Origin of the sequence: Salinicola sp. RZ23, from assembly GCF_003206675.1 — a bacterium.
Classification (GTDB): domain Bacteria; phylum Pseudomonadota; class Gammaproteobacteria; order Pseudomonadales; family Halomonadaceae; genus Salinicola; species Salinicola endophyticus.
Genome location: NZ_PZJK01000001.1, coordinates 185,099 through 203,423, shown reverse-complemented (window position 1 = coordinate 203,423; position 18,325 = coordinate 185,099). Strand labels below are relative to the sequence as shown.

Here is an 18,325-nt window from a genome sequence, read left to right as displayed (position 1 = left end):
GTGGCTTACAGGCGCATCTTCTCTCGTGCAGATCACATCACCAATCTGCAATGAATCACAATTCAGCAAATATTTTCGCATCGGCGCCTCGAATGGATTTTGGCTAACGCCGCGCTCTGCGGCAAATTTGGAGCGCAGCGGAAAATTTGTCCGACAGCAGCACCTTGTTAGAGCAATTACATTGGACTCTTAAAAGGCGAATGTGCATTTCTATACCTTGGCTCTTCTTGTTTGGGGCTGTAGGCTCTAGCTTCTTTGTCTTCAGACACTCGACTCCCTAGAATATCCCTGGCTTCGCCAAGAGACCAAACCGTGGATAGATCATGAGTAAGATTTCTGTAAACAGAACGGAATCCTCTTGGCTGCCGTAGTTTATAAAAGAACTCAGGAACCTTAACTTTAAAGTTATATCCTGGAACTCTAGGAAGACTGTTCAGCGCTGCATATGTGTTGTATACATGCACCAGCTTAGTTACGGGTACACCTTGACGAGTTTGGAGGCCATACTTGATACGTATATCATTAGAGGCCTTTCCGATGTCTTGAACAATGCCCGACACAGCCCTATTTGCATCCGCAATATCCTGTTCATCAAATAGCCGGCGCACTTCTCTCATTTTTTCTCGTGCCTCAACGAACTCCGGGTTGTTTCGAATATCGTAAGCTGCCTGAACAATTTGAGCGGGATCACCAGTTTGCTTTGCCAGCCAAGCTGAGAAAACGGGAAGCTCAGTGGAGGTTGAAGTAGCCAACCCTCCATGATGCACATCTATCAAGTCGGAACTTAGCGAAGTGGAGAAATGTTCTACTATGTGTTTCGCATAATCGAAACCATAGTGACATGTCTGGCTAATATAACTTTGCTGATACGCCTGCCTGATTGGGTAGAGAAATGTGTCAGCCTGCAAATATTTCGCCGTTAAAGAATAGAAAATTGAACGGTTGGCAAGCCAAACTAAAGATGCTACGAAGGCTTTAATCGCGCCCGATGCCTCTCCACTTGATGTTCCATCCCCCCACCTAGCATCAGGTACTTTGTATCCTCTACTTATCGGATTTCCAAAACGATCAACTAGTTCGACATTACCACTAGTTCTTTTCCCGGCATCACTAGCATCACCGAGTTCAGCAAATATTGAGGCGGCGATATTTCCATATTTGTCGAATTCTTGCGGATTATCAGAAAGGCTTTTCAGCGTAAGATGATAAACACTTGAGCTAATATCCCATGTGCACACAATGTGCGTCTGTAGAAGTTCAATTAGCTTCTTGAAATTATCGTTTACGAACTCTCCACCTTGGAGCTTTGGTTGAAGTTGATCTGCTTTCGCTGTAGCAGTAGTTTCAATTTCATCTAAATTAAAATCAGCTTTAGTGAGGAACGTTATATCAGGAAATGAAGCAATTCGTGCGTCACGATGCGCAGGAATATAGTCATCTATAGCTATCAGCCTGTCATAAAATAGAATGGCTTGAATGTAATTCTCAAAAGCAACAATATCGGTGTCAACTGAGTCCCTCGACTTAGTCAATACTTGCCCTGTCAACCTTTGAACAGCAGTTAATGTCGAATTATCGATCAATGCGTAAGTCAATTTATTCCCTCAATTTTCGACAAGCTCTAACAGGTATTATATAGCACGCTCGCCTTGCCACTTGAACAAGCCCGCGCGTTTAACAGTCTTATCTAGCCAGCTTTTCCGCACTTAAGCCATTGAGTTTAAAGAGCTCTAAGAATAGCTAGGCGTGCTTTACAGAATTCGCGTGCTCGCGCGTTTTGCTCAGTCCGATATGACTGTTCATAGATACAGTGATTTGGCGTTGGGTCATTCGGTTCGTTTTTGGCGAAGGCCGCCACGCTACCGCCAGCCATGGAGGATGACGATGGCTCCCATCATCCCAGCGCGGCTGTCCCTTATGAGCTTGTGACGCTGTAAGCCATCTCTTGTACAGTTCTACGCACAGTAACCAAGCATTACATTAGAGACAACGCCACGAAAGCATTAATCAATCGTGGCGTCAGGGGAGGGGCACTGGTGCGTTGGAAACCGAGGATTATTTAGGGGGTGGGAGTGTCACTGCCTGCTTGGCATAACGAGAGAGGCCAGGTTCAGGAGCGCTCGGATGCCTTCAACTCACCCAGCGCACTCTGGCACCGCGCTTCGACCTGATCGAGTTCGCGCTGCATGGCGCGGATGTCTTCTAGCTGGCGTTCGAGGTTGGCGCGCTTGTCGGCGAGGATTTCGAGCATGCGTTCGAGTTGGCGCACGCTGCCGTGGTTGCGGTCGTCGTAGAGATCGAGCACTTCGCGTATCTCGATCAATGAGAAACCAAGGCGTTTGCCACGCAGGGCGAGTTTGAGGCGCACGCGGTCCTTGTCGCGATAGACGCGGGTCTTGCCGCGGCGCTCGGGGGAGAGCAGGCCTTCCTGCTCGTAAAAGCGGATGGTGCGGGTGGTGACGTCGAACTGCTGAGCGAGTTCGCCAATGGCGTAGGTTGGGCCGGACACGGGCATTGCCTGTTGTTAACTTTTCTTCACCCTACCGGGATTTGACCTTAACGTGAAGATCAACCATGGCAGGGTGTGCTGACGCTGTTTCTAGCGGGGCATGCCACTCAGAACAGGGATTCCTGCCGGTCACCGGCGAACTCGGCCAGCGGGGGTAGCGCAACCCGCTCGGCGAGCCGGCTGTAGCATTGGCGCGCCAGCTCCGGCGCCTGGCGATTATCCGGCGTATGCACAAAGAGAAAAGGGGTTTTCCCCTGTTTTATCCACAGGCTAAGCCGTTCTATCCACGGCGCAAAGCGCGCTGCATTGATCGCTTCATCGAAGTGTCCGATGAAGCGCACGACAGGGTTGACCGCCGTGGAGAGCACGTGTAATGGGACTTTCGGCTTTTCGCCTTGAGCGGCCGCGAGCTTTTTGTCAAGCCCCGCGGGGGTGGCAAATAGCGCGCGAACGTCGAGCATCACGCGATCCACGTCTTGACTTATCAACAAGCGGTTGAGTGACTGCTCTGCCAACCCCTTGTGGAAAAATTCAAGCTCCCGCACTTCCACCGCGCAGGGCAGGCCCGGCGGCCAGCGCGAGAGTAGCTGCGCCAGCGCCGGCAGTTCGGCGTGGCCGAAATCCCGCGGTAGTTGCACCATCAGCGGGCCGAGCCGATCCGCCAGCGGGCCGAGGCCCTCGACGAAACGGGCGAACTCGTCGTCGATCTCTCGCAGGCGCTTGGCGTGGGTGAGCTGGCCCGGCAGCTTGAAGCAGAAACGAAAGGTCGAAGGCGCCTGCGCGGCCCAGGCGGCAATGGTCTCCGCCTTGGGCAGGCCGCTGTAGAAGGTGGTGTTGCCCTCCACCGCGTTGAACACCCGGGCGTAGTCGGCCAGGCCGGCGTCACCGTGGGCCGGCAGCAGGCTGCCGCGCCAGTCGTTGTTGGCCCACATCGCCATGCCCAGGTAGAGCGGCGGCTGGGGTGTCTCCGCAAGGGTCATCGGTCAGCGCAGGCGCTCGGCGTGCAGGGTCACCGTCGGCGAGACGATATCGTGCTGGGCGCTGATCATCGCCAGTTCGCGGGTGCCGGCGCGGCGGGTGTGCTCGAACAGCATCTGCACCGCGGCGGCGGTCTGCTCCAGCGCCCGCGCCGGGCCTTCGTCGCCGAGCCCGGCGCGCAGGCTCTGGGCCAGGAACATGGCGGCGGTGAAGTCGCCCGCGCCGTTGGGCGGAATGGCGAAGTCGACCTTGGGCGTGGCGATGCGCCAACTGCCGTCGGCGGCATCCACCAGCATGCCGATATGGCCGGCGTCGTCGTCCGCCACCTCGAGCGAGGTGACCAGCACCACCCGCGGGCCCTGGGCACGCAGCGCCGCGGTAGCGGCGAGGGCGTCTTCCAGGGTGTGGATCTCGCGCCCGGCGAGAAAGCCGAGTTCGAACTGGTTGGGGGTGACGATATCGGCGCGGCGAATGGCGTGGTCGCGCATCCACTCGGGGATCCCTTCGCGCACGAAGAAACCACGGCCGACATCGCCCATCACCGGGTCGCAGCAGTAGAGCGCCTCGGGGTTGGCCTGCTTGACCCGGTCGACGCTATCGAGCACCGCACGGCCGATGCCCTCGTCGCCCATATAGCCGGAGAGCACCGCATCCACGCCGCCCAGACCGACCAGCGATTCGACCCCGTCAAGCACGTTCCTCAGATGGGCGGGCGAGAACACTTCGCCGGTGAAGGCGCCGTACCCGGTGTGGTTGGAGAACTGGACCGTATTGATGGCGGTGACTTCCAGCCCCAGACGCTGCAGCGGGAAGACCGCGGCGCGGTTGCCGACATAGCCGTAGGCGACGTGGCTCTGGATGGAGATGACATGGGTCATGGGGCGTTCCTGCCGCGGGGAAAAAGCATAGTGTAATGCCGCAGCCGGACGAGGGGCAGGGCTAGGCCTGGCACGGCGGCGTCTCGACGCTGGCAGGCGGTGGCGATATGCTCGCGGGTTGGCGACTTAGGTGCTGTCTGAAAAGTCGACGAGCGAAGGCCAGGCAAGGCAAAAATCGGCGAAAACGCGGAGTTTACAGGGTGTAAATGAGCATTTTGAGCCGATTTTTAACGCCGCATGGGCGAGCGCAGTACTTTTCAGACAGCACCGAGGCCCCGCCGCGCCGCCACCTTACCGTGTTCAAGGATCGAAACCGTATGCTGTCAGCCGAGCGCGCCGCCGCTTCTTCTTCCGTGTCGTCTTCCCCCGCGTCGTCTTGCCCGCTATCGACGTCTCTTTCGGCGCCTCTCTCGCACTGTCGGCCGGTGGTGGCGCTGCGTCGGCATGCGGCACTGCTGGGGAGTCTGCTGCTGGCGCTGGTGATGGCCGGCTGCAGCAGCGCGCCGATCACCAGCGTGTCGCCGAGCGGCGATGCCGAGACCCGGGTCGAGCGTCAGGATCGCGTCACCAGCTGGCAGCACCTTCCCGGCTGGAGTCAGGATCAGCCGATGGCGGCGTGGAGCGCCTTTCGCGAAAGCTGTACCCGGCTGTCGCGCAAGCCGCTGTGGCGCGGGGTGTGTGCCGATGCGAAATCGGTCGACCCGCTCAATGCCCAGGCGATCCAGCGCTTCTTCGAGACCCGCTTCACGCCCTACCGGGTGACCAACAGCGACGGCAGCTCGACCGGGCTGATTACCGGCTACTACGAGCCGATCCTGCGCGGCTCGCGGGTGCGCGGCGGCCCCTACCAGACGCCGCTCTACGAGTATCCGAAGTACTGGAAGAAGCACACCCACGTCGGCCCGACCCGCCGCGAGCTGATGCGCAGCGGCGATCTCAACGGCACCGAGCTGGTGTGGGTCGATGATCCGGTGGAGGCAGCCTATCTACAGATCCAGGGGTCGGGGCGCATCGAAATGACCGATGGCACCACCATGCGCGTGGCCTACGCCGGCACCAACAACCAGCCGTTTCGCTCTTTCGCCAAGCGGCTGATCGACCGCGGCGAGATCACCCCCGCCGAGGCCACGCTGCCCGGCGTGCGCGCCTGGGCCCGGCGCCACCCGAGCCAGGTGGAAGAGATGCTCAACGTCAATCCGCGCATGGTGTTCTTCCGCGAGCTGACCGGCGACCAGGCGCTCTCCGACAGCAGCGGCCCGGTGGGCGCGCTGGGGGTGCCGCTCACCTCGGAGCGCAGCATCGCGGTGGACCCCAGCGAGATCCCGCTCGGCGCACCGGTGTTTCTCTCCACCACCCAGCCGCTCTCCCAGCAGCCGCTGCAACGCCTGATGGTGGCGCAGGATACCGGCAGTGCGGTGAAGGGTGCGGTGCGCGCGGACTTCTACTGGGGCCACGGCGACGCCGCCGGCGAGGCTGCCAGCCGCATGAAGCAGCGTGGCGAGATGTGGGTGCTGATGCCCAAGTGAGCGGAAACACGCCCGGCCCTGCCGCCGGTGCCGGGCGTCTCGCGACTCGGCACCGGCGGAGGTCAGGTCTCAGTGACCGGAGAACGCCTTGCGCACGCGCAGCGCGGCGATGATCTGGATCACCCCGTAGATCAGCGCGACGACGCCGATCCACAGCGCGGTGACCACCAGGCCGCTCAGCGGGCTGGCAATGAGCAGGATACCCAGCAAGAGCGCCAGCACCCCGCTGAGTACGGTCCAGCCCTCGCCGGGGGCGGTCCAGCCCTGGCCGGGCACCGGGCGGCGAATGCGCAGTGCGAGCAGCAGGCGGAACACCCCGGCGATCACCAGCCAGATGCCCACCAGCACCAGCAGGGCGCTGGCCATAGAGAGCGGATCGAAGATCGCGAGCAGGCCGAACAGCACCGAGAACACGCCGTAACCGATCAGCCAGCCCTTGCCGGCCCCGCGGTAGGCGGTGGTCGTGGTCACCAGCGTACTGATGCCCTCCGCCAGCGCCATGATGCCCATGATCCAGGTCAGCGCGGCGATCGCCCCCAGCGGCTTGAAGATCGCGATCGCGCCAAAGATCACGGCGACCACGCCGAACGCCATCAGAATCATCCAGCTGCGCCCGATCAGACTTCTCGTTGCCATCTTGCACTCCCCTCGTGACCTCTGGGATATGTTATCCCTGTCTATGAACACTTGCTGATTGTCCGCCTGCCACCACGGCGCGCTTCGCCGTGATGACGAGTATCGCCGGCCAAACCTGCAGGCTGCGACCAAACTCGCAGGCCGACACTCAAAAGATAGTCCGATACGGGAGCCATCTCGATGATCGCCACGACTCACACCGCCGCGAACGCTTCCGCGCCACTCGCCGTGGTCACCGGCGCCACCGCCGGGCTGGGGCTGGAGACCGCCAAGGGCCTGGCGGCACAGGGCTATCGCGTGGTTATCGCCGCGCGCAGCGAAGAGCGCGGGCGCCTCGCCTGCCACGCCGTCCGCACGCATCATCCGGGGGCGGAGGTGCGCTTCGAAGCGCTCGATCTCGACTCGCTGGCCTCGGTACGCGCCTTCGCCGAGCTGCTGCGGGAGCAGGAGGGGTCACTGGCCCGCCTGATCAACAACGCCGGCCTGCTCGCACCGCCCCGCCGCGAGACCACCCGCGACGGCTTCGAGCGTCAGTTCGGGGTCAACTACCTGGGCCACTTCCTGCTCACCAGCCTGCTGCTGCCGCTGCTGCTCGCCGCTGGCCCGGCCACACCGGCCCGCGTGGTCCAGCTCTCCAGCCTGGCCCACCGCAGCGGCCGGATCGATTTCGACAATCTCGACGCCGCACACGACTACGACCCCTGGCGCACCTATCGCCAGTCCAAGCTGGCCATGCTGCTGTTCGCCCAGGCGCTGGCGCGGCGCAGCGAGGCCGAAGGCTGGCCGCTGGTGAGTGTCGCCGCGCATCCGGGGCTATCGCGCACCGCGCTGTTCGACAGCGGTGTGAAGAGCCGCCCGCTGCTGGGGCGCACCTTCAAGCTGCTGCTGCCGCTGATCAGCCAGTCCGCCGCCGACGGCGCCCGGCCCACCCTGCACGCCGCCCTCGCCGAGGAGGTTCACAACGGCGACTACTTCGGCCCCAACGGGCTCGGCGAGACCCGCGGTGCGCCCAAGCCTGCCCATCGCAGCGAGGCCGCCCGCGACCGCGCAGTGGAAGATCGGCTGTGGCAGGTTTCCTGTGAGCTGACCGGGGCGACCTGGGATTAGCGACCTGGGATTAGCGCAAGGGGGCGAGGGGCCAGCGCATGACGAAGCGGCTGCCGCCATGGGCAGAAGGCTGACAGTACGCCTGCCCGCCATGGGCCTCGGCGATGGCCTTGACCACCGCCAGCCCCAGGCCGCTGCCGCCGCTCTGACGCGAGCGCGAGGGCTCGACACGGCGAAAGGACTCGAAGATCTCGGTGGCCAGGGCGCTGTCGATACCCGGGCCGTCGTCTTCCACGCTCAACTGACAGTCGTCATCGACCCGCGCCAGGCTCACCCGCAGGTTGCCCGGGTCGGCATGGCGCAGGGCGTTTTCCAGTAGCGCCATCAGCGCCTGGCGAATGCGTACGGCATCGCACTCCACCCGCAGGGCCGTGTCCAGCGTCTGATGCAGCTGAAGGCCCTTGTCCGCCAGTGGCGTGACGAAGGCCTGCAGTACGCTGTCCAGCTCCTCGGCCAGCCCCACCTCGATCCGCTGCACTTCCAGATGGCCGCTCTCCTTGAGGCTGACCACGCGCAGATCCTCGACCAGCCGGCCGAGGCCTTCCACCTGGCGCAGCAGCCCCTCGAACAGCTCGCTGCTGGGTGTGAACACCCCCTCGGCCAGCCCCTGCAGGCGGCCACGCAGCACGGTCAGCGGGGTGCGCAGTTCGTGGGCGACGGCCGCGTTCCAGAACTCGCGCTCCCGGGTCATGCCCTGCAGCCGCTCGGCCATGGCGTTGAAATCGCGCACCAGTTGGGCGGTCTCGCCGGTGGCCTGGTCATCCGGTGGGGCACGGGCGTCGAGCCTGCCCTGGGCCACTTCGCGCAGGCTGTGCGCCACCGAATTGAGCGGGGTGATCAGGCGCCGTGACAGGCGAATGGCAACGAACACCGCCAGGCTCAGCGCGGCGATGATGGTACAGACGATCCAGCCCAGCTCCATGCGTGAGGGCACCAGGGTGTCGGAGATGCTGCCCGGCAGGTAGGCCAGGGCGAAGGCGTAGAACACATAGGTGCCGATCACCGAGAGGCAGATGATGCCCAGCGCCATCACCGCCAGCGACTGGATGATCTGCCGGCGCAGCCCCGGTGTCGGCTTCATGGCGCCACGCCGAAACGGTAGCCCACGCCCCAGACGCTGGCCGGCACGCCCTGGATGTCGAGGGCTTCGAGCTTCTTGCGCAGCTTGCTGACGTGGCTATCCACGGTGCGCTCCTGGGTATCGCCCTCGGGCAGGCAGCTCTCCAGCAGTTCGGCACGGCTGAAGGCCCGCTGGGGCGTGCGCATCAGGCAGGCCAGCAGCTTGAACTCGGTCAGGGTCAGCGCCAGCGGATGCGTCTGCCCGCCCTGGCTGACGCTGGCGCGGTGGCTCTCCAGATCGATCTCGAAGGCACCCACGCGCAGCACCTGTGCGGCGGCGGGCGCGCTCGCCCGCGTGCGCCGCAGCACCGCCTCCACCCGCGCCGCCACCTCGGCGGGGTTGAAGGGTTTGACCACGTAGTCGTCGGCGCCCAGGCGCAGGCCCATCAGCTTGTCGATGTCCTGATCGAGCGCGGTGAGCATGATCACCGGGGTGTCGCCACGGGCGCGAATCTCGCTCAGCACCTTCCAGCCATCGACGCGCGGCATCTGCACGTCGAGCAGGATCAGGTCCGGCTTGAGCGACTGGTGCAGGGTCAGCGCCTGCTGGCCGTCGCTGGCGTGTTGGGTGCGCAGGCCACTGCGCTGCAGGTAGGCGGCGAGAATCTCGGCGATCTCGGCTTCGTCTTCGTCTTCGGCGATCAGCACCAGCCCCTGGGCGGGTGCACCGGCTCGCGCTTGGGCGTCAGACATGGGCAGGCTCGATGACGGCGGCGCTCAATGTTAGCGCGCCCTCCATGCTTTCTCCATCGCCCCTCGACACCCTCTCGATAGCGCTGCGTCAGACTGCCGCCACGCGCTCTTCGATCCGCCCGCCACGGCGGGCGGATCGAAGAGCGCGTTCACTGAGGTGGGATATGGCGAGGCGGGGAATGAACCGAAGAGATCGACAGCAGTGCACCGGACAACCAGCAGCGTCTGCCACGCCTTGCCGGCATCACCGGCGGGGGCCGAGCCTCTGGCTGCGGCTGTCGCGGGAGCTGGGATCGCGCGCGCTGAGGCTGGTCAGCGCCGGGCGGCTGGCGCTGGCTGGCATGGCCATGGCCGGGCTGGCCGGCTGCAACCCCCACGCCGACACCGCCGCGCCCCCCGCCGCGCCGATCCCGGTCTCGGTGATGCCGCTGAAAGCCCACGAGCTGTGGGTGCATGAAACGCTGCCCGGGCGCGTGGCCGCCGTGCGCAGCGCCGAGGTTCGCGCCCAGGTCGGTGGTATCGTCAAGCAGCGCCTGTTCACCGAGGGCAGCGACGTTACCGCCGGCGCACGGCTGTTCCAGATCGATCCGGCGGCCTTCCAGGCCGAGGTCGACATCGCCTCGGCGGCCCTGCAACGGGCCGAAGCCACGCTGAAACACGCGCGCCTGCAGGCCGAACGGCTCGGCTCCCTGCAACGCAGCGAGGCCGTCAGCCGCCAGCGCTATGACGATGCCGCAGCGCTACGCGATCAGGCCGCCGCCGACGTGGCCCAGGCCAGAGCGACCCTGGCACGGCGCAAGCTGGATCTGCACTTCGCCAGCGTCGAGGCGCCGATTGCCGGGCGTATCGATCAGGCGCTGGTCAGCGAAGGAGCGCTGGTGTCGCCCACCGATACCACGCCCCTGGCACGCATCCAGCAGATCGATCAGGTGTACGTCGACGTGCGCCAGTCCGCCTCGAAGCTGGAGACGCTGCGTCAGCAGGTCGGCTCGGCGACCTCGGCGCTGGACGTGGAGATCCTCGGCAGTGACGGCAAGCCACTGGGCATGCGCGGGCGCATCCTGTTCTCCGGCATCGCCGTGGATGCCGGCACCGGTGACGTGCTGCTGCGCGTGCTGGTGGACAACCCGCAGCGCCGCCTGCTGCCCGGCCTCTACGTGCAGGCGCGGATTCCGGTTGCGCACTACTCCGCCGCGCTCAGCGTGCCGCAGCAGGCGGTGACCCGCACCGCAGGCCAGGCCAGCGTATGGGTGGTCGATGCCCAGGGGCAGGTGAAGCCGGTGCCCGTCGAGCTCGGTGAGCTGGTCGAGCGCCGCTACCGCGTGGTGTCCGGGCTCAGCGCCGGGCAGCGGGTGGTGATCGAAGGGATCGAGCGCCTGAGCCCTGAAGCCCAGGTGGCCACGCGCCGCTGGCAGCCCGCCGCCAGCGGCGCAGCACTCAGCGCCGTCGCGCGCTGAGTCCGGAGACAATCTCATGCCGCAGTTCTTCATCAACCGCCCGGTATTCGCCTGGGTGATCGCCCTGTTCATCGTGCTGGTCGGCGTCATCGCCATCCCGCAGTTGCCCATCGCCCGCTACCCGTCAGTGGCGCCGCCCTCGGTGACCCTCTACGCCACCTATCCGGGGGCCACCCCGCAGACCCTCAACGACTCGGTGGTGAGCCTGATCGAGCGCGAGCTTTCCGGTGTGAAGAACCTGCTCTACTTCGAATCCTCGGTGGATACCTCGGGCACCGCGCAGATCACCGCCACCTTCAAACCGGGCACCAACCCGGAGCTGGCCCAGGTGGACGTGCAGAACCGCATCAAGGCGGTGGAGCCGCGCCTGCCCCAGGCCGTGCGCCAGAACGGCCTGCAGGTGGAATCCGCTGCCTCGGGCTTTCTGATGATGGTGGGCATGACCTCCCCCACCGGGCAGTTCGATGAGATCGAGCTGAATGACTATTTCGCGCGCAACATCGTGCAGGAGCTGCGGCGTATCGAGGGTGTCGGGCGTATACAGATGTTCGGCGCCGAGCAGGCCATGCGGGTCTGGGTCGACCCGCACAAGCTCACCGCCTACAGCCTGACCATGAACGATCTGGCCAAGGCCATCGAACAGCAGAATGCGCAGATCGCCCCCGGCCGGGTCGGTGACGAGCCCACCGTGCCGGGCCAGCGCCTGACCGTACCACTGACCGTGCAGGGGCAACTGAGCACGCCGGAGGAGTTCGCCGCCATCGTGCTGCGTGCCGAGACCGACGGTGCCAAGGTGGTGCTCGGCGATGTGGCCCGGGTCGAGCTGGGCGCGCAGTCCTACGCCTTCTCCAACCGCGAAAACGGCGTGGCGGCGACCAGTGCCGCGATCCAGCTCTCGCCCGGGGCCAATGCCGTGCGTACCGCGTCAGCCGTGCGTGAGCGCCTGGCCGAGCTGGCGCCGAGCCTGCCGGCGGGCATGGCCTACTCGATCCCGTTCGACACCGCGCCCTTCGTCAAGGTCTCCATCGAGAAGGTGATCTACACCCTGTTCGAGGCCATGGCGCTGGTATTCCTGGTGATGCTGCTGTTCCTGCAGAACCTGCGCTATACGCTGATCCCGGCCATCGTCGCGCCCATCGCGCTGCTCGGCACCTTCGCGGTGATGCTGCTGGCCGGCTTCTCGATCAACACGCTGACCATGTTCGGCATGGTGCTGGCCATCGGCATCATCGTCGATGACGCCATCGTGGTGGTGGAGAACGTCGAGCGGTTGATGGCGACGCAAGGGCTGTCGCCGAAAGCCGCGACCCTGCAGGCGATGCGGGAGATCACCGGGGCGATCATCGGTATCACCCTGGTGCTCACCGCGGTGTTCATCCCCATGGCCTTCGGCAGCGGCTCGGTGGGGGTGATCTACCAGCAGTTCACCCTGTCGATGGCGGTGTCGATCCTGTTCTCGGCCTTCCTCGCCCTGAGCCTGACGCCGGCGCTGTGCGCCACGCTGCTGCGCCCGGTGAGCGCGGACCACCATGCCAAACGCGGCTTCTTCGGCGCCTTCAACCGCGGCTTCGAGCGCCTCACGGCGAGCTATGGGGCGCGGGTGGCGCGCCTGATCGGGCGCAGCGGGCGGATGATGGTGACGTTCGCCGTGCTCTGCGCGGTGCTGGTCTTCGCCGCCCGGCAGTTACCCTCCTCCTTCCTGCCGGAAGAGGACCAGGGCTACTTCATGACCTCCATCCAGTTGCCCACCGGCGCGACCAGCGAACGCACGATGGACGTGGTCAAGCGCTTCGAGGCCCACGTGGCCTCACGCCCAGCGCTGAACGCCAACCTGGTGGTGCTGGGTTTCAGCTTTGCCGGTTCCGGCCCCAACGCGGCCATGGCCTTCACCATGCTCAAGGACTGGGGCCAGCGCCATGGCGCCACCGCCGCCGAAGAAGCGGCGCTGGCGCAGCAGGCGATGGCGGACAACGTCGAAGGTACGGTGATGAGCCTGATGCCGCCGGCCATCGACGAGCTGGGCACCTCCTCGGGCTTCAGCTTGTTTCTGCAGGATCGCGCCAACCGTGGCGAGGACGCGCTGCTGGCGGCCCAGGCGCAACTGCTGGCACTGGCGGCGCAGAGCGATAAGGTCAGCGATGTCTACCCAGACGGCCTGCCGCCCGGCGAGAGCATTCGCCTGGAGATCGACCGGCAGAAGGCCGAGGCCATGGGGCTGTCCTTCGCGACGGTGAGCAGCACGCTGTCGGCGGCCATGGGCTCGCTGTACGTCAACGACTTCCCCAATGCCGGACGCATGCAGCAGGTCATCCTGCAGGCCGACGCCCCGGCGCGCATGCAACTGGACGACGTGCTCGGCCTGCGGGTGCGCAATGCCAGCGGCGGTATGGTGGCGCTGCGCGAGGTGGTGACGCCGGTGTGGAGCGAGTCACCGCAGCAGATGATGCGTTTCCAGGGGTACCCCGCCGTGCGACTCGCCGGGGGGGCCGCAGCCGGGGTGTCCAGCGGCGCGGCGATGGCCGAGATGGAGCGCCTGGCGGCGCAGTTGCCGCAGGGCTTCGCCGTGGCCTGGACCGGGCAGTCACTGCAGGAGCGCCAGTCGGCGGCGCAGGCGCCGCTGCTGATGCTGCTCTCGGCGCTGGTGGTGTTCCTGGTACTGGCGGCGCTCTACGAGAGCTGGTCGATTCCGCTGTCGGTGATGCTGGTGGTGCCGCTGGGTCTGCTCGGTGCGGTGGCCGCGGTGATGCTGCGCGGCATGCCCAATGATGTGTTCTTCAAGGTAGGGATAGTCACCCTCATCGGCCTCTCGGCGAAGAACGCCATCCTCATCGTCGAGTTCGCCCGCCAGCTGCATGCCGAGGGGCGCACGCTGATCGATGCCGCGGTGACCGCGGCGCGCCTGCGCCTGCGGCCGATCCTGATGACCTCGCTGGCCTTCACCCTCGGCGTGGTGCCGCTGATGCTCGCCTCCGGCGCCAGCGCCGAGACCCAGCACGCCATCGGCACCGGGGTGTTTGGCGGCATGCTCAGCGGCACCCTGCTGGCGATATTTTTCGTGCCGGCCTTCTTCGTCTTCGTCATCGGCACCCAGGAGCGCTTGAGCGCCTGGCGTGAACGGCGTGACGAACGACGCAGCCATAGACCCTGACAGAGCCCATAACGGACGAGCGCCATGTCACCGTTTCCCGCGATTCCGCGCCGCTGGCTGATCCTGCTGGCCGTGATGCTGGCCTTCCTGCCGGTGGTCATCGACATGACCATCCTGCATATCGCCGTGCCGTCGCTGACCCTGGCGCTGGATGCCTCTGCCACCCAGGTGCTGTGGATCATCGATATCTACCCGCTGCTGATGGCGGGCCTGCTGGTGCCCATGGGCACGCTCGCCGATCGCATCGGCCATCGGCGCGTCCTGCTGACGGGGCTGGGCATCTTCGGAACCGCGTCGCTGCTGGCCGCCTTCGCCCCGACACCCGCCACGCTGATCGCCACCCGCGCGCTGCTGGCCCTGGGCGGATCGATGATCATGCCCTGTGTGCTGGGTATCATTCGCCGCACCTTCGAAGATGAAGACGAACGCGCCCTGGCGCTGGGCCTGTGGGGAACCGTGGGCGCCGCCGGCGCGGCGCTGGGGCCCCTGATCGGCGGTGTGCTGCTGGAGCACTTCTGGTGGGGCTCGGCATTTCTGATCAACGTGCCGATCATGCTGTCGGTCCTGCCGCTGGTCTACGTGCTGCTGCCGCGCCGTGAGGCGACCACCCCGGGCACCTGGACACCGCTGCAGGCCCTGCTGTTGATCGCCGCGATCCTGGCACTGGTCTATGGCATCAAGGCCACCCTGGGCCAGACCCAGGCGTTGACCATCGCGCTGCCAGTGGCGCTATCGGGGCTCGGCCTGCTGGTGCTATTCGTGCGCCTGCAGCTGCGCACGACCCGGCCCATGCTCGATCTGACGCTGTTCTCGCGCCCGGCGATCCTGGCCGGCATCATCATGGCGACGCTGGCGAGCGGCGCCCTGGCGGGGGTCGAGCTGACCCTGGCCCAGGAGCTGCAATACGTGCTGGGCAAGACGCCGCTGGAAGCCGGTATCTTCATGCTGCCGATCATGGTCGCGGCCGCGCTCGGTGGCCCGGTCGCCGGTTATCTCTCCCAGCTATGCGGTCTGCGTACGGTCGCCGTCCTGTCACTAGCGATTGCCGCTGCGGCCCTGGCCTGCCTGGCGTTTTCCGATTTCGCCCATCCGGGGCTGACGGTACCGCTGCTGCTGGCACTCCTCGGCCTGGCCCTCAGCATCGGCCTGACAGCCTCGTCCATCGCCATCATGAGCTCGGTCGCGCCCAGCCAGGGCGGTGCGGCGGGGTCGCTGGAAGCCACGGCCTACGAATTCGGCAGTGGCCTGGGCATCACCCTGTTCGGTGTGCTCCTCTCTGGCGTTTACCGCCACACCCTCCTGCAGGTGCCCGACCTTCCCCCGGCTCAGGCCGAGCGCGCGGCGCGCTCCATCGGTGACAGCTATGTGATCGCCCGGGACCTCGCCGCCCCCCAGGCCAAGGCACTGATCGAGGCCGCCAAGGCGGCGTTCTCGGCCAGCCACTCCCTCGTGTTGATGACCGCTGCCGCCCTGCTCGCGGCCCTGGCACTCCTGGTGTGCCATCTCTTGCGTAGCGCCTCGACGCCAAGGGGATGAGGGTCTGGGGTGACACCCTGAGCGCCCCGACCCGGTGCCTGGCCTGTGCTGAGTCAACGGCATCGATGATGGGTATGGGCACAGGCCATTTCCACGGACCATTTCCACGGACCATCTTCACAGACCATTTCCACAGGTCATTTTTGTTATGTTATAACGTATATAGATTGGTCGACGAAGAGCCCCACCCATGCACGCGCCAGCCCCGATTCCCGAGGACTACACCGAATGGCGCCACTGCATCACCGTGGCCTGCGGCATCGCGCTGACGCCGCGCTATATCGCGACACGCCTGCAGGCGTTGAACGATCCGCGTGACTACCACACCCAGCGGCTGCTGGCGCACTACGGCCAGGACCACCATCGACGCCTCATCGCCTGGTTCGAGCGCGCCGCCCGCGAATCCACACGCCAGGGAGCGTGACGCCATGACCCAGACCCCGGACGCCGCCCCGGCGCTCATCTCCACGCCCTCGTCCACGCCGGAAGCGAAGCCCAGCGTGGCCCAGTGCGAGGCCGGCGCCACCCGCACACTGCAGCGCTGGGCCGAGGCCATCTCCCGCGCCGACGCACCTGCGCTGCTGGCGCTCTATGCCGATGACGCCATCCTGGTACCGACCGTCTCCAACGCCATCCGCGGCACCCAGGCCGCCCGCGAGGACTACTTCCGCGACTTCCTCTCCCGCGAAGGGCTCGACTGCGAACTGGGCGAATACGCGCGCCGGGTCAGCCACAAGCTGGGCACCGTGGTGGTGGGCGGGCACTACTTCTTTCGCTACCGCGACGGGGGTGAGCGGATCACCATTCCGGCGCGGTTTCTGTTCACCTTCGAGGAGATCGAGGGCGAGTGGAAGATCACCTCGCATCACTCATCACAACTGGCGTGAGGCGACCTGAACGCTAGCCCGGTCTTGGTCACGCCCAAGCTTCATCCCTTCACCTTCACCCCATCCGTCATCAGGAGTCACCGTCGTCATGGTCTTATCGCACCGTTCTCGCCGTTCACGCTCGGCCGGTCACGCAGGACAGGTATTCCTGCGCCGGACCCTCACCCTGCTGGCGCTGTTCTGCCTGGGCGCCACCGCCCAGGCCCAGGCCGCCATTCACGCCGTCGCCGCGGAGAGTAGCTACGGCAGCATGATCGAGACGATCGGCGGCGATCACGTCGAGGTGGTCTCGCTGCTCGATAGCCCCGACGTCAACCCCCACGCGTTCCGCGCCGATCCGCAGATCGCGCGGCAGCTACAAGATGCCGATCTCGTCGTGCTCAACGGCCTGGGCTTCGATGGCTGGATGGAACCGCTGCTCGAGAGCACCCAGAGCGATAAGCGCCAGGTGATTCGTGCAAGCGAGGCAGGCAGCCATCTGGTGATGGCCGATCAGAATCCGCACCTCTTCTACTCGCCGCGGATCATGCTCGCCACCGCGAGCCGCGTCACCTCGGCGCTCGAGACCCTCGACCCGCAGCACGCCGCGGATTACCGCGCCAATCTGGATGCCTTCAAGCAGACGCTGGCACCGGTCTACAGCGCCGTGCAGGATCTGATCGCGGATCATCCGAATCTCAGCGTGACCGCCACCGTGCCGGTCTACAGCTACATGATCGCGCTGCTCGGCTACGCCAACCGCTACCACGACATTCAGTTCGCTTCGATGGATAACCATCAGCCCAGTGCCCGTCAGGTCGCCACCTTCACCAAGGCGCTCGAGCAGCGCAGCGTCGATCTGCTGATCTATAACCAGCAGGTGCACAACCGGCTGACCGAGAGCCAGGTCGCGACGGCCAAGCAAGCCGGCATTCCCACCGTCGGTGTCAGCGCGATCCCGCTGCATGGCGAGGACTACGCCGCCTGGCAGGTGCGTCAGCTCGATGCCATCCATGCGGCGCTGGACAAGGCCGAGGCTGACGCCAAGCGTGGCTGAGGCCGCCAGCGCTAGCCCAGCGACGATCGAAGCCCGCGGCCTGGCCGCGGGTAAAGGCGCGGCGCTGGCGTTCAAGCATGTCTCGTTCCAGATCGCGCCCGGCAGTTTCACGGCGCTGGTCGGCCCCAACGGGGCCGGCAAGACAACGCTGTTCGAAGCGATTCTGGGATTGATCCCGCCGCGGAACGGCGAGATCCAGGTGCTGGGCGAGACACCCCGCCGGATGCGCCGCCAGGTCGCCTATGTGCCCCAGGCGCTGGCGCTCGCCCACGACGACGCCCTGATCGGCCGCGAGTTCGTCAGCGCTGCCTTTCAGGCGCACCGGCTGGGTCTGCCACTGCCCGCTGCCCGCCGACGCGCCCGGGCGGCGGTGGAGACCGCGCTCGAGACCGTGGGTGCGAGCGATCTCGCTTCGCGTCGTCTCTCGACGCTCTCCGGGGGCCAGCGTCAGCGCCTGCTCATCGCCCAGGCGCTGGTCAATCGCCCCCGCCTGGTGCTGCTCGACGAGCCGCTCTCGCAGCTCGACCCCGCCGCCCGCGACTGGATCGTCACGGTGGCCGCCGATCTCACCCAGCGCGGTATCGCCGTGATCTTCAGTACCCACGATATCAATCCGGTGCTGCGTGTCTGCGACCGGGTGCTCTATCTCGCCCAGGGGCGCGGGCGCATCGGCAGCGTCGACGAGATCATCTGCGACGAGACGCTGAGCGAACTCTATGCCACGCCCGTGCGGGTCATCCGCGACGGCGGGCGCCGCTTCGTCTTTGCTGATGCGCCAGTCTCCGACGCCGGCTGATGCCCTGTCTCTAAGATCT

Annotated in this window: 16 protein-coding genes; 9 read left to right on the top strand and 7 right to left on the bottom strand. The window is 65.3% G+C overall.

Annotated elements, in window-relative coordinates:
• Positions 1-176: 176 nt before the first annotated feature.
• The 4 genes from DOM67_RS00870 to pdxY form a co-directional block, all read right to left on the bottom strand.
• A complete protein-coding gene (locus DOM67_RS00870; RefSeq protein WP_110673783.1) occupies positions 177-1,595 on the bottom strand; it encodes a hypothetical protein in 1,419 nt (472 codons plus the stop codon).
• A gap of 515 nt (positions 1,596-2,110) precedes the next feature.
• Positions 2,111-2,509, bottom strand: coding sequence for a MerR family DNA-binding transcriptional regulator (locus DOM67_RS00865; protein WP_232825091.1), 399 nt, complete (start codon positions 2,507-2,509; stop codon positions 2,111-2,113).
• Between the two features lie 107 nt (positions 2,510-2,616).
• Entirely contained in the window at positions 2,617-3,489 is an 873-nt protein-coding gene (locus DOM67_RS00860) for a DUF72 domain-containing protein (protein WP_110673782.1), read from the bottom strand.
• Positions 3,490-3,492: 3 nt separating this feature from the next.
• A complete protein-coding gene (pdxY, locus tag DOM67_RS00855; protein WP_110673781.1) occupies positions 3,493-4,365 on the bottom strand; it encodes a pyridoxal kinase PdxY in 873 nt (290 codons plus the stop codon).
• A 317-nt stretch (positions 4,366-4,682) separates the two neighbouring features.
• On the opposite strand from pdxY, the gene DOM67_RS00850 reads away from it, so the two are divergent.
• Positions 4,683-5,891: an MltA domain-containing protein gene (locus DOM67_RS00850; RefSeq protein ID WP_110673780.1), complete on the top strand. Its 1,209-nt coding sequence runs from the start codon at positions 4,683-4,685 to the stop codon at positions 5,889-5,891.
• Positions 5,892-5,960: 69 nt separating this feature from the next.
• Here DOM67_RS00850 and DOM67_RS00845 read toward each other — a convergent pair whose 3' ends face one another.
• On the bottom strand, positions 5,961-6,527 hold the full coding sequence (locus DOM67_RS00845; RefSeq protein WP_110673779.1) for a DUF308 domain-containing protein: 567 nt from the start codon (positions 6,525-6,527) through the stop codon (positions 5,961-5,963).
• A 180-nt stretch (positions 6,528-6,707) separates the two neighbouring features.
• Between DOM67_RS00845 and DOM67_RS00840 the strand changes: the two genes are divergently transcribed.
• Complete coding sequence (locus DOM67_RS00840) at positions 6,708-7,634, top strand: oxidoreductase (RefSeq protein WP_110673778.1); 927 nt, start codon at positions 6,708-6,710, stop codon at positions 7,632-7,634.
• 10 nt (positions 7,635-7,644) lie between these two features.
• On the opposite strand, the gene DOM67_RS00835 is transcribed toward DOM67_RS00840, so the two are convergent.
• Both DOM67_RS00835 and DOM67_RS00830 read right to left on the bottom strand, forming a co-directional pair.
• Positions 7,645-8,715, bottom strand: a complete 1,071-nt coding sequence (locus DOM67_RS00835; RefSeq protein WP_110673777.1) for an ATP-binding protein — start codon at positions 8,713-8,715, stop codon at positions 7,645-7,647.
• The gene (locus DOM67_RS00830; protein ID WP_110673776.1) at positions 8,712-9,446 is read right to left on the bottom strand and encodes a response regulator; all 735 of its coding nucleotides are present in this window, start codon (positions 9,444-9,446) and stop codon (positions 8,712-8,714) included. Before DOM67_RS00830 ends, DOM67_RS00835 begins: the two co-directional genes overlap by 4 nt.
• 179 nt (positions 9,447-9,625) lie before the next feature.
• Here DOM67_RS00830 and DOM67_RS00825 point away from each other — a divergent pair, with 179 nt between their 5' ends.
• The 7 genes from DOM67_RS00825 (at position 9,626) to DOM67_RS00795 (ending at position 18,306) form a co-directional block, all read left to right on the top strand.
• A complete protein-coding gene (locus DOM67_RS00825; protein ID WP_232825090.1) occupies positions 9,626-10,903 on the top strand; it encodes an efflux RND transporter periplasmic adaptor subunit in 1,278 nt (425 codons plus the stop codon).
• Positions 10,904-10,919: 16 nt separating this feature from the next.
• Positions 10,920-14,051, top strand: coding sequence for a multidrug efflux RND transporter permease subunit (locus tag DOM67_RS00820; RefSeq protein ID WP_110673774.1), 3,132 nt, complete (start codon positions 10,920-10,922; stop codon positions 14,049-14,051).
• Between the two features lie 24 nt (positions 14,052-14,075).
• A complete protein-coding gene (locus DOM67_RS00815; protein ID WP_110673773.1) occupies positions 14,076-15,587 on the top strand; it encodes an MFS transporter in 1,512 nt (503 codons plus the stop codon).
• 190 nt (positions 15,588-15,777) lie between these two features.
• Positions 15,778-16,011 carry a hypothetical protein gene (locus DOM67_RS00810; protein ID WP_110673772.1) on the top strand — a complete coding sequence of 78 codons (234 nt, stop codon included), beginning with the start codon at positions 15,778-15,780 and terminating at the stop codon, positions 16,009-16,011.
• Positions 16,012-16,015: 4 nt separating this feature from the next.
• A complete protein-coding gene (locus tag DOM67_RS00805; RefSeq protein ID WP_110673771.1) occupies positions 16,016-16,474 on the top strand; it encodes a nuclear transport factor 2 family protein in 459 nt (152 codons plus the stop codon).
• 88 nt (positions 16,475-16,562) lie between these two features.
• A complete protein-coding gene (locus DOM67_RS00800; protein ID WP_110673770.1) occupies positions 16,563-17,510 on the top strand; it encodes a zinc ABC transporter substrate-binding protein in 948 nt (315 codons plus the stop codon).
• Positions 17,503-18,306 (top strand): ATP-binding cassette domain-containing protein, encoded by an 804-nt coding sequence (locus tag DOM67_RS00795; protein WP_157958759.1) that lies wholly within the window; start codon positions 17,503-17,505, stop codon positions 18,304-18,306. The genes DOM67_RS00800 and DOM67_RS00795 overlap by 8 nt, the downstream gene beginning before the upstream one ends.
• The last annotated feature ends 19 nt before the right edge of the window (positions 18,307-18,325 follow it).

Bases quoted from the DNA above. Each gene is read 5' to 3' on its own strand.
- DOM67_RS00820 (WP_110673774.1), top strand. From the start codon at position 10,920: ATGCCGCAGTTCTTCATCAACCGCCCGGTATTCGCCTGGGTGATCGCC.
- DOM67_RS00815 (WP_110673773.1), top strand. From the start codon at position 14,076: ATGTCACCGTTTCCCGCGATTCCGCGCCGCTGGCTGATCCTGCTGGCC.
- DOM67_RS00850 (WP_110673780.1), top strand. From the start codon at position 4,683: ATGCTGTCAGCCGAGCGCGCCGCCGCTTCTTCTTCCGTGTCGTCTTCC.
- DOM67_RS00860 (WP_110673782.1), bottom strand. From the start codon at position 3,489: ATGACCCTTGCGGAGACACCCCAGCCGCCGCTCTACCTGGGCATGGCG.
- DOM67_RS00810 (WP_110673772.1), top strand. From the start codon at position 15,778: ATGCACGCGCCAGCCCCGATTCCCGAGGACTACACCGAATGGCGCCAC.
- DOM67_RS00825 (WP_232825090.1), top strand. From the start codon at position 9,626: ATGAACCGAAGAGATCGACAGCAGTGCACCGGACAACCAGCAGCGTCT.
- DOM67_RS00835 (WP_110673777.1), bottom strand. From the start codon at position 8,715: ATGAAGCCGACACCGGGGCTGCGCCGGCAGATCATCCAGTCGCTGGCG.
- DOM67_RS00840 (WP_110673778.1), top strand. From the start codon at position 6,708: ATGATCGCCACGACTCACACCGCCGCGAACGCTTCCGCGCCACTCGCC.
- DOM67_RS00830 (WP_110673776.1), bottom strand. From the start codon at position 9,446: ATGTCTGACGCCCAAGCGCGAGCCGGTGCACCCGCCCAGGGGCTGGTG.
- DOM67_RS00805 (WP_110673771.1), top strand. From the start codon at position 16,016: ATGACCCAGACCCCGGACGCCGCCCCGGCGCTCATCTCCACGCCCTCG.
- DOM67_RS00845 (WP_110673779.1), bottom strand. From the start codon at position 6,527: ATGGCAACGAGAAGTCTGATCGGGCGCAGCTGGATGATTCTGATGGCG.
- pdxY (WP_110673781.1), bottom strand. From the start codon at position 4,365: ATGACCCATGTCATCTCCATCCAGAGCCACGTCGCCTACGGCTATGTC.
- DOM67_RS00800 (WP_110673770.1), top strand. From the start codon at position 16,563: ATGGTCTTATCGCACCGTTCTCGCCGTTCACGCTCGGCCGGTCACGCA.